The organism is Bordetella tumbae (assembly GCF_965139195.1).
Lineage (GTDB): Bacteria > Pseudomonadota > Gammaproteobacteria > Burkholderiales > Burkholderiaceae_B > Bordetella_A > Bordetella_A tumbae.
The window spans coordinates 747,091-757,073 of record NZ_CBCSJH010000001.1 but is presented as its reverse complement, the minus strand read 5'-3'; the positions used below and the strand labels follow the sequence as shown (position 1 = coordinate 757,073).

Annotated in this window: 13 protein-coding genes and 1 pseudogene; 10 read left to right on the top strand and 4 right to left on the bottom strand. The window is 60.6% G+C overall.

Annotated features, from left to right (window positions below; genetic code table 11):
- From trmB to lysM, 6 genes and pseudogenes are all read left to right on the top strand, one after another.
- On the top strand, window positions 1-729 hold a 729-nt coding region (trmB, locus tag ACNA0J_RS03630), incomplete at its 5' end, for a tRNA (guanosine(46)-N7)-methyltransferase TrmB (RefSeq protein ID WP_415816459.1).
- 2 nt (window positions 730-731) lie between these two features.
- Window positions 732-1,290 (top strand): annotated as a pseudogene (gene pip / locus ACNA0J_RS03625) (prolyl aminopeptidase); the annotation flags it as partial.
- A 1-nt stretch (window position 1,291) separates the two neighbouring features.
- Window positions 1,292-1,673, top strand: a 382-nt coding sequence (locus tag ACNA0J_RS03620) for an alpha/beta hydrolase family protein (protein ID WP_462935924.1), incomplete at its 5' end; no start/stop codon positions are given.
- Between the two features lie 9 nt (window positions 1,674-1,682).
- The gene (gene thiS, locus ACNA0J_RS03615) at window positions 1,683-1,883 is read left to right on the top strand and encodes a sulfur carrier protein ThiS (RefSeq protein ID WP_094839128.1); all 201 of its coding nucleotides are present in this window, start codon (window positions 1,683-1,685) and stop codon (window positions 1,881-1,883) included.
- A gap of 223 nt (window positions 1,884-2,106) precedes the next feature.
- Window positions 2,107-2,823, top strand: coding sequence for a class I SAM-dependent methyltransferase (locus ACNA0J_RS03610; protein ID WP_415816457.1), 717 nt, complete (start codon window positions 2,107-2,109; stop codon window positions 2,821-2,823).
- Between the two features lie 156 nt (window positions 2,824-2,979).
- Window positions 2,980-3,426 carry a peptidoglycan-binding protein LysM gene (lysM, locus tag ACNA0J_RS03605; RefSeq protein ID WP_415816455.1) on the top strand — a complete coding sequence of 149 codons (447 nt, stop codon included), beginning with the start codon at window positions 2,980-2,982 and terminating at the stop codon, window positions 3,424-3,426.
- Window positions 3,427-3,627: 201 nt separating this feature from the next.
- Here lysM and ffh read toward each other — a convergent pair whose 3' ends face one another.
- Complete coding sequence (gene ffh / locus ACNA0J_RS03600; RefSeq protein ID WP_415816453.1) at window positions 3,628-5,037, bottom strand: signal recognition particle protein; 1,410 nt, start codon at window positions 5,035-5,037, stop codon at window positions 3,628-3,630.
- Between the two features lie 110 nt (window positions 5,038-5,147).
- Between ffh and ACNA0J_RS03595 the strand changes: the two genes are divergently transcribed.
- The 4 genes from ACNA0J_RS03595 (at window position 5,148) to ACNA0J_RS03580 (ending at window position 7,557) form a co-directional block, all read left to right on the top strand.
- The gene (locus ACNA0J_RS03595; RefSeq protein WP_415816451.1) at window positions 5,148-5,990 is read left to right on the top strand and encodes a cytochrome C assembly family protein; all 843 of its coding nucleotides are present in this window, start codon (window positions 5,148-5,150) and stop codon (window positions 5,988-5,990) included.
- Between the two features lies 1 nt (window position 5,991).
- Window positions 5,992-6,252: a PP0621 family protein gene (locus ACNA0J_RS03590; RefSeq protein WP_094823433.1), complete on the top strand. Its 261-nt coding sequence runs from the start codon at window positions 5,992-5,994 to the stop codon at window positions 6,250-6,252.
- A gap of 93 nt (window positions 6,253-6,345) precedes the next feature.
- Window positions 6,346-6,927 (top strand): 1,6-anhydro-N-acetylmuramyl-L-alanine amidase AmpD, encoded by a 582-nt coding sequence (gene ampD / locus ACNA0J_RS03585; protein WP_415816449.1) that lies wholly within the window; start codon window positions 6,346-6,348, stop codon window positions 6,925-6,927.
- A 9-nt stretch (window positions 6,928-6,936) separates the two neighbouring features.
- On the top strand, window positions 6,937-7,557 hold the full coding sequence (locus tag ACNA0J_RS03580) for a glutathione S-transferase family protein (RefSeq protein ID WP_415816447.1): 621 nt from the start codon (window positions 6,937-6,939) through the stop codon (window positions 7,555-7,557).
- Window positions 7,558-7,784: 227 nt separating this feature from the next.
- Here ACNA0J_RS03580 and ACNA0J_RS03575 read toward each other — a convergent pair whose 3' ends face one another.
- The 3 genes from ACNA0J_RS03575 to ACNA0J_RS03565 all read right to left on the bottom strand — a co-directional run bounded on the left by ACNA0J_RS03575 (window position 7,785) and on the right by ACNA0J_RS03565 (window position 9,979).
- Entirely contained in the window at window positions 7,785-9,041 is a 1,257-nt protein-coding gene (locus ACNA0J_RS03575; RefSeq protein WP_415816445.1) for a type II toxin-antitoxin system HipA family toxin, read from the bottom strand.
- Window positions 9,041-9,301: a helix-turn-helix domain-containing protein gene (locus ACNA0J_RS03570; protein ID WP_254924372.1), complete on the bottom strand. Its 261-nt coding sequence runs from the start codon at window positions 9,299-9,301 to the stop codon at window positions 9,041-9,043. The genes ACNA0J_RS03575 and ACNA0J_RS03570 overlap by 1 nt, the downstream gene beginning before the upstream one ends.
- Window positions 9,302-9,487: 186 nt before the next feature.
- Entirely contained in the window at window positions 9,488-9,979 is a 492-nt protein-coding gene (locus ACNA0J_RS03565; protein ID WP_415816443.1) for a MarR family winged helix-turn-helix transcriptional regulator, read from the bottom strand.
- Window positions 9,980-9,983: the final 4 nt, after the last annotated feature.

Here is a 9,983-nt window from a genome sequence, read left to right as displayed (position 1 = left end):
CCCCTGTCGGAAGCCACCCGCGCCGCCCTAGAACCGGCCACGCAAGCCCCGAACAGCCCAGGCGCGACCCATATCCGCAGTTTCGTCCACCGCCGTGGCCACATCACCCAAGGCCAACGCGATGCGCTGGAGCATCTGCTGGAGAAATGGTCCATCCCCTACTCTCCCCAGCGCCTGGATCTGGCGGCCCCGTTTGGCCGCCAAGCCCCCACCGTGCTGGAAATCGGCTTCGGCATGGGCGAAACCACCCAGAAAATCGCTCAGGCCCGCCCTGACGACAATTTCCTGGGAGTTGAAGTCTTCAACGCCGGCGTAGGTTCATTGCTACGCCGCATCGAAGAATCCGACCTGCAGAACCTGCGCATCATTCAGCACGACGCCGTAGAAGTCGTGCGCGACATGATCCCCCCCGACAGCCTGGCCGGCGTCCACGTCTATTTCCCCGACCCGTGGCCCAAAAAACGCCATCACAAACGCCGCCTGCTGCAACCCCCGTTCGTCTCGCTGTTGGCCAGCCGCATCGCCCCAGGCGGATACCTGCACTGTGCCACCGATTGGCAAGACTACGCCGTACAAATGCTGGAAGTCCTGAGCGCCGAGCCGCTGCTGCGCAACACCGTTGCCGACTACGCTCCGCGCCCTGACTACCGCCCACAAACCAAATTCGAAACCCGCGGCCTGCGTCTGGGCCATGGCGTTTGGGACCTGATCTTCCAGAGGACCGCTTAACTATGTTGTACCCCGCTATCGAGCCCTATCGCCACGGCATGCTGGACACTGGCGACGGGCACCTAGTCTATTGGGAACTCTGTGGCAATCCGCAGGGCAAACCGGCCGTGTTTCTGCATGGCGGCCCAGGTAGCGGGAGCGCTCCCGTGCACCGTCAACTGTTTGATCCACAGCGCTACAACGTGCTGTTGTTCGATCAACGCGGCTGCGGCCGCTCGACGCCGCACGCGAGCCTGGACAACAACACAACGTGGGATCTGGTCTCGGACATCGAACGCCTGCGCACGGAAGTCATGGGCGCAGACCGCTGGCTGGTATTCGGCGGATCCTGGGGCTCGACGCTGGCGCTGGCCTACGCACAGACGCACCCCAGCCATGTCAGCGAACTCATCGTGCGCGGTATCTTCAGCCTGCGCCGTTCGGAGCTGCAGTGGTTCTACCAGGAGGGGGCATCGTGGTTGTTCCCCGACCACTGGGAAGCCTATCTCGAACCCATTCCGCCAGAGGAACGGGACGACATGATCGGCGCCTATCACAAGCGGCTGACTGGCCCGGACCCCGNCGCGCAGCTGCGCGCCGCCAAGGCCTGGAGCAAATGGGAAGACAGCACCATTACCCTCATGCCCAGCCCTCGCCACCAGCAAAGCCACGCCGCAGATCGCGCCGCATTGGCCTTTGCCCGCATTGAAAATCACTACTTTGTGAACAACGGCTTCATGGAAGAAGGCCAGCTCATTCGCGACGCGCACAAACTGCACAACATCCCTGGCACCATCGTGCAAGGGCGCTACGATATCTGCACCCCCGCACGCACCGCGTGGGACCTGCACCGTGCATGGCCCCAGGCGCAGTTTCACCTGGTACCGGATGCCGGCCATGCCTTTGACGAGCCCGGCACATTAGCCAAGCTCATCGAAGCCACCGACGCCTACGCTGCACAATAAGGAGCCATCATGCACATCACGCTCAACGGTGCCGCACGCGAATTCCCGCTGGACACCACGGTTATCGAACTGCTCCAGACCCTGGGCTACGCAGGCAAACGCGTGGCGGTAGAACGCAATGGCGAAATCGTCCCCAAGAGCCAGCACGAAGCCACCATCCTAAAGGACGGCGACCAAGTCGAAATCGTCGTGGCCGTCGGCGGAGGCTGAATCGCAGGCCGCACTGACCCAGGGCAGACAGGCGTGACCAAGCGTGTCACCGTCGGCGATATTCGACACAGAATGTGAAAATTATCAACGGTGCGATACCCAGACGTAGTTAGCTCTTGCACAAGACCAACCACGTAGTACGCTGGCGCCTGTGTTTGATGTTGGCTCGCAAGAAGCATATTTATTGCGTTGCGGCAAGCCAACTCTGCTCACAGGAGTCCATATGCTGCTCAAGTTCCTGACCGGAGACGAATCCGGTCTGCCCGTAGGTTCGCGGCTGTTTCGTATCGCAGGGGTTGCAGGCCGCGCCACCGGGCATGTTGCGAGTCGCATTAGCCGCCATTCCTGGGTGGCTGAGCGCATACGTTTTCTGCGTGCCTGGCGCGCCAATCCCAAAGGCATTGGCGCTATCTGGCCTTCCAGTGCCCGCTTGGCCGCCGCCATGACGCGCGATATCACGCCGAGTTCGGGGCCGTGCCTGGAGTTGGGCGCAGGGACCGGGTCCTTTACCCGTGCCCTGGTGGCGCGCGGTCTGACATCGGCACAGCTCACCTTGGTGGAAATGGACCCGCAGTTCGCCAAGCAACTGCGGCATGATTTCCCCGATGCCTATGTTTATCAAGGGGATGCCGCCAAATTGGTCGGCGTGCCATTGTTTGCCGACAGCCTGGCCGGCGTCGCCGTCTGTGGGTTGCCCTTATTGAATATGCCGGTGAAACAGCAGATTGGCATTTTGCGCAGCACGTTTGCACAACTGCGCCCCGGCGGTTCAATGGTCCTATTTACATATGGACCACGTTGCCCCGTCCGACAACGCGTGCTCGATCGCCTCGGCCTGCGGGCACGGCGCGTCGAGACAGTCATCGCCAATATGCCACCCGCGCATGTGTGGAAATTGACCCGCCGGACAGCGGCTGGCGCCTTGCACGCCCCCACATAGTAATGTTTAGTTACCGATTATCGGCGGGAGAAGAGCACAGCCTTCACGGAATCGGCCCATAATGAGTTCCCAGCAGATGTCGTCAGCGGGTTAAATAACGCCATCTTCTGCCAACACGCACTTAACGTTTCTTAACAGTCTAAAAGAGGAAACACTATGGGTCTGCTCAGCTTTATTAAAGATGTCGGCGAAAAACTGTTTGGCGCCAGCGAAGCCAAGGCGGCATCGGTAGATGAACTGAAGAAGGAACTGGACAAGCACGGTCTGAGTGCCGATGGCCTGAACATTCAAGTCGATGGCGATAAAGTCACCGTGACCGGCGAAGCGGCTTCGACCGAAGAAGCCGAGAAAATCACGCTGGCGCTGGGCAACACCGTGGGCGTGGCCCAGGTGGATAACCAACTGACCGCCAAACAAGCTGCACCCGAGGCCCAGATGTACACCGTCAAAAAAGGCGACAACCTCTGGAAAATCGCCGAAGCTCACTACGGTGCCGGCCAGGGCGCCAAGCACACCGTGATTTTCGAAGCCAACAAGCCCATGCTGACGCATCCGGACAAGATCTATCCGGGCCAAGTACTGCGCATCCCGCCGCTGAACTGAACCGCACAAACCGGCAAGCCCCCGCAGCGTTTGCCGGTTTGCACCAACGCGGACAATCCCCGTTCGCGTTGGTTGACTCGGCCAGACTCATGTCTGGCCGTTTTTTTGTCGCCGGGCCGCCCCAAGACAAAAACACCCCCTCGGGGGGCAGCAAGCCGAAGGCGCAGCGTGGGGGTATTTTTTGCCGCCGGCGGCTTTGCTTTATCGCATTCCGCCAAAGCGCCCCAGGCCTTTCATGCCGCCCATGGCGCGCATCATCTTGGCCATGCCGCCTTTCTTCATTTGCTTCATCATGCCCTGCATCTGCTCGAACTGGGACAGCAAACGGTTGACCTCTTGCACCGGGACACCGGAACCCGCGGCAATACGGCGTTTACGTGATGCCTTGATCAATTCGGGCTTGGCGCGTTCGGCAGCCGTCATCGAGTTCAGGATGCCTTCGGTACGACGCAGTTGCTTTTCAGCCTGGCCGCCCTGCAACTGACCCGCGGCCTGCTGGAACTGCGAAGGCAGCTTTTCCAGCAACGAACCCATATCGCCCAGCTTTTTCACCTGGCCCAATTGCTCACGGAAATCGTTCAGATCGAACTTGTTGCCCGATTTGAGTTTCGTCGCCAGCTTTTGCGCCTCGGCGATATCGATGTTCTTTTGTGCCTGTTCGACCAGCGACACGATGTCGCCCATGCCCAGCACACGCTGCGCCATACGGTCGGGGTAGAAAGGCTCCAGCCCATCCAATTTTTCCGAGACACCGACGAATTTCAGAGGCTTGCCGGTCACGTGGCGCACGGACAGAGCGGCGCCGCCGCGTGCGTCACCATCCAGCTTGGTCAGCACCACACCCGTCAGGGGCAGCGCCTCGGCAAAGGCCTTGGCCGTATTGACCGCATCCTGCCCCTGCATAGCATCGACCACGAACAGGGTTTCGACAGGTTTGACCAGATCGTATAGTGCGCGGATCTCGCGCATCATGGCCTCGTCGATACCCAGACGGCCTGCCGTATCCAGAATCAGCACATCGTAGTGATGGCGACGGGCGTGATCGACGGCATTACGGGCGATGTCTTCGGGTTTCTGGCTAGGATCCGAGGGCAGAAAATCGATACCTGCCTGGGCCGCGACGGCCTTCAGCTGATCGATAGCGGCCGGGCGATAAACGTCGGCGCTGACCGTCAGGACCTTTTTCTTGCCGGTATTGCGGCCGTTTTGGGTGTGATTGCCCTCGGCCAGCCAGCGGCCGAGCTTGCCGGTGGTGGTGGTTTTACCCGCCCCCTGCAGGCCAGCCATCAGGATGATGGCGGGGGGCTGCACGGCCAGCGACAGATCGCCGGCGCCGGCGCCCAGATCGCCGCCCATCAGAGCCGTCAGCTCCTTGCTGACCACGCCCACCAGGGCTTGGCCAGGGCTCAGGCTGCCGACGACATCTTCGCCCAGGGCTTTTTCTTTAACGCGTGCGACAAAATCGCGCACGACAGGCAAGGCCACGTCAGCCTCGAGCAGGGCCATGCGCACTTCGCGCAGCATTTCCTGCGTGTTGGCCTCGGTCAGGCGGGCTTCGCCGCGCAGCGTCTTGACGACGCGCGACAAACGTTGAGTCAGGTTATCGAGCATGAGAGGCGTTTCCGCTTACACTAGTTGATTGAACGGTGGCCCGGGCAGCAGGGGGTTTTATCCCTGCCAGCGACTAGCGCCTGAGAGGCCCCATCCAGACAACGGTTTTTATGTCATTAGGCATTGTATTTCACGCAGCGGCCGCCCTGGCCTACGCCGTGCTCGGTGGGGCCCTCTGGTGGCGCCTGAAAGGTGCAGGCAGCGTCGAAAAAGCGGGCAAAGTCGCCCGCGCGAGCCTGCTGGGCGCCCTGGTTCTGCACGGCATCGGCCTGTATCAGGCCATGCTGGGCGGCTCACCCCTGTTCATAGGGTGGGCGCTCGCCCTGTCCGCCGCGGTCTGGCTGGGCATGGTGGTGTTCTGGCTGGAAAGCCTGCTGGTCCACATTGACGGGCTGCAGCTACTGCTATTGCCAGCCGCCACGGTGATCTGCGCCCTCGCGGCGCTGTTTCCCCAGGGGCAGCTCGTCCCCCATGCCGAAAACAGTTCGCTACGCGTGCATCTACTCATCGCCCTGGCCGCCTATGCCCTGATCACGGTGGCGGCCCTGCATGCCCTGCTGATGGCCCTGCTCGACCGCCACCTGCACCGCCCGCTCGAAGCCCCCGCAGCACGCAGCCTCATCGGCCGCGTCCTCGATGCCCAGGCACCGCTACTGGTCCAGGAGCGGCTGTTATTTCGTGTCATCTGGATCGGCTTCGCCGTCCTGACCGCCGCCGTCATCACCGGTTCCATCGCCTCGATGGAACTGACAGGCAAGGTCCTGCCCTTTGACCACAAAACGGTTTTCACACTCCTGTCATGGTTGACCTTTGGAGTATTACTGCTGGGCCGCCACATTCGCGGCTGGCGCGGCCGCGTCGCGTTGCGCTGGACACTGACCGGATTCGCCTTTCTAATCCTGGCCTACACCGGCAGCCGGTTTGTACTGGAAGTCATTCTTCATCGGAGTTGAAGTGGGCAAGTTGTTAATCTGGGTCGTCATCATCCTGGCGGTCATGGTGGTGATGCGTATCGTGTCGGCCCGCAATAGCGCCAAACGCAGCGCCGCCGCCAAAGCGCCCCCGAGCGCGCCCGCCCGCCAGCCCGGCAGCGGCCCCGTCGAATCCATGGTGCGCTGTGCGCACTGTGGTGTGCATTTGCCGCGCTCAGAGGCGCTGCTGATCGCAGGCAAGACCTGGTGCAGCAACGAGCACGCGCGATTGGGCGAGCGTTAACCTGATCACACATGCCGTAACGTGGCATCCAGTTGATGCATCAAGCAAGGCAGGCATAATGAGGCTTACAGTTACCATTAACGAGCCGCATCTATGTCTTTACAGCTTGATCGACACGGGTGGCTGAGGCCTGCTCCTGCGGTGCGCCTGCTACCCTCACCCAACCATGACGCGCGCCCTGCCGGGTCCACGGTTTCCTTACTGGTCATCCACAACATCAGCCTGCCGCCGAACCAATTTGGTGGGCCTCATGTCGCCGGTTTGTTCCTGAACCGCCTGGACTATGCCGCCCATCCCTGGCTCGAGCGGCTACGCGGCCTGCGAGTATCGGCGCATTTCTTCATCAGACGTGACGGCCAGATCGTACAATTCGTATCGACCGACAAGCGGGCCTGGCACGCAGGCGTCTCGCGCTTTGAAAACCGCGAGCGCTGCAATGATTTTTCTCTAGGCATCGAACTCGAGGGCACCGACATTCTGCCCTACACTGACGCCCAGTACACCAGCCTGGCCAAACTGACCCGTCTGTTGCGCGCCCGCTATCCGCTGCGCGCGGCGTGGGGCCACGAACACATCGCTCCGGGGCGCAAGACCGACCCCGGGCCGGCATTCAATTGGTCACGCTTTGGTCGTACGGCTGGCTTTGCGCGGCGCCAACTTGCGCCGCAAACCTAAGGAATCATCATGCTAAAAATCTGGGGACGTTCAAGCTCGGTCAACGTACAAAAAGTCCTGTGGACCGTGCGCGAACTCGCGCTGCCGCACACCGCTGAACAAGTCGGCGGCAAATTTGGTGGCCTGGACACGCCCGAATACGGCGCCATGAACCCCAACCGCAAAGTCCCCGTCATCGACGACGGCGGCCTGATCCTGTGGGAATCCAACGCCATCGTCCGCTACCTGGCGGCACGCTACAGCGAAGGCACCCTCTGGCCCACCGACGTCGCCGTGCGCGCCCAAGCCGATCGCTGGATGGACTGGACCGCGACTGAATGGCAACCCGCCATGGGCCCCGCATTCCTAGGCCTGATCCGCACCCCGGAAGACAAACGCGACCACGCTGTCATCGAGGCATCCACGCGCAAGACAAATGATCTGGGCCTGATCCTGGAAAACGCCCTGCAGCAAAAGGAATACATCATCGGCAGCCATCTCACCATGGCCGACATCGTCCTAGGCTGCGTCGCTCACCGCTGGCTGGCAATGCCCATCGAGCGCCCCGCGACACCCGCCTTGAACGTCTGGTACCGCCGCCTGATGATGCGCCCGGCGACCCAAGGCGTGCTGACGCTGCCGCTGTCGTAACCCGACAACCCTTCAGCACTGCCTCGGCATGCCACTACTGCGAGTCCCTGTCGGTCGCCTGCAAGCCGCACCGGGCCGTTGAGCNNNGATTTAGCCTCGCGCAGCGAGGCCGAGGCCCCTGCTAACGGGCCGAGTCGCCGCGATAGGCCCGGTGCGGCTTGCAGGCGACCGACAGGGACGGCCAAAATAGAAACACCCGCTGCGCATACGACAACTAACGCCCCCCGTTACTCCCACCGAGCCACATGCTTACGCGTATTCCCCCGAATCCACTGCTCCAGTCGCTCCAGCAACGTATGCTCAGTCCCCGCCCGAGTCTGCCCTCGCAGTTCTGCGACTACCTTCTCTAGCGCCGCAGGCAATTCATCTGCCAACTCCCGCCCCGCGCGCAACACATAACGACCAGAAACACCCAGATCCCGCCCCAGCGCCTGCAACTGGCTCACCCCAATCTTGCCCGGCAGCATCTCACCGCCAATCCGAAAGGCAAACTGTCGCGACAATCCCGGATAAATAGCCGTACACATCAAATCGTAGAATGGCGTCAGCCTCCATGCATCTCTCGCGTCTTGTATCACCGAAAGATTCTTGGCATGACTATCGTTATTACCCACGAATAAATTAAAGAGTACCCAGCGCACAAAACGCTGCACATCCTGTGCCGTCACCCCCATACGCCGCATGATCTCCCGACATTGCGCCAGAGTCGGTCCACCATCGGCCTCATACTTGACCTCCGATGGCGTTCCCGCCAATTGGCACAAATCCAACTGATGTAATCGGGCCAATCCTCCTGCGCCATCAGGCCTGCGATCATATCGGCGCACCAGACAAGCGCGCGTATCGGGCTGATATTCGACCTCGGCAGCCCCGAGCTGCAACGCAGCAGCCAGTTTCATCACCATCGTTTCATTCAATGCCGATGACCAGACACCATCAAGCCCCCGAATATCGGGCTTGAGAATGTGCGTGGACGGCGCCGTGCCTTCTGGAATCGCGGGTGAGCCGTCCGGCAACACCATCAACAGCAGTTTGTCTTGTGCCCCCGCCAAAGAGACGCGCGTACCCTCCGCATTCTCCGCGACTAACGCCGGAACAACTGCCTGTTGCATCCGCTGCGCGATCTCCGCCCAACTCGTCGGCCGATAACTGGGGGGTGCGGGTTTTTCGCCCTGAGGCAAAATCGTCACACCGCTTGCAGTATCACCGCCCACACTGCGCAAGAGTCCGAATACCGTACTGGCATGGCGGCTGACAGATAACAAACGCCGGAGGTTGCCCTCTGGCAACAAGTTCTCGAAATACGCGAACACATGATCGCCCACCAGATCCTGTTCGCCTAAGGGCAAATCCGGTGCGATCGGGCGAGCTTCAGACCAAGCCAACCAAGCAGGGTCATAGCGGAACCTCAACGGCTGGTCGTCAAAAAGACGCCCAACACATCGTCCGGCGGCATAGACGTCTAACGCATCGACCGTCGCCATCAAAAGTCTCCGCGTTTGCGCTGGATCACCACCTCCAACCCGAGCAGATCCAACATGTCGAGCACCTTCTGTAACTGCAGTGTGGGTTTGCCCCGCTCCAGATCAACGACAAACCGGTTACCAGTCCCCGCGAGTCCGGCCAAGTCGACCTGCAATAACGCTTGTTCCGCCCGCACGGCTTTGACGAGTTTGCCTAGCTCGGCAGAAGTACGGACTTTGGTCGGCGCGTACACATCGATGGGCATAGAGTCGGTTGTCATGATTACACTTGCTAATTCCCGATCGGTAATTCTAGAGAGTTTGATAGATGATTGGCGATAAAAAATTACCGCTCAGGAACTTTTATTCAAAAAAAGCGACGTTTTCATCAAAAATTTCCCGATCGGTAATTTTAAAACGTACGACGCGCAAAATTCCCATGATTATTCCCGACCGGGAATATTGATTTACCCAACCCGCCCCAACAACGCAATCAACTGCTTGCGTTCCACATCACTCAACTGCGCACTGATACGTTGATCGTGGGCCTGTACCGCCCGAGTGATACTTGTATGCGCGCGTCGCCCGGCTGGCGTCAGCGTCAAGGCGTAGGCTCGTTTGTCTGCTACGGCGTCGCGACGCGTGACGTAGCCCATCGCCTGCAGCTGATCGACTAATTGCACGGCTCCCGACCGGGCAATACCGAGAATCCGCGCCAGATCGGTGAGCTTCAATTCGGCATTCGATGCAATCAGCGTCAAAGCCGAGAATCGCTGTGGCGTAATGTCCCAGGGCTCCAGCGCCGCCAGAAAATCCTCGTAAATCAGGATCTGCGCTCGCCGGATCGCATAGCCCACCAGCGAATCCAGCGCACCATATTCGATGCCCGCGACATGTGGATCAAAATGTTCGCCACGGGCCGATGGCCGACGCGGTCGCGATGCAGAGGCTGAGGGCATAGCA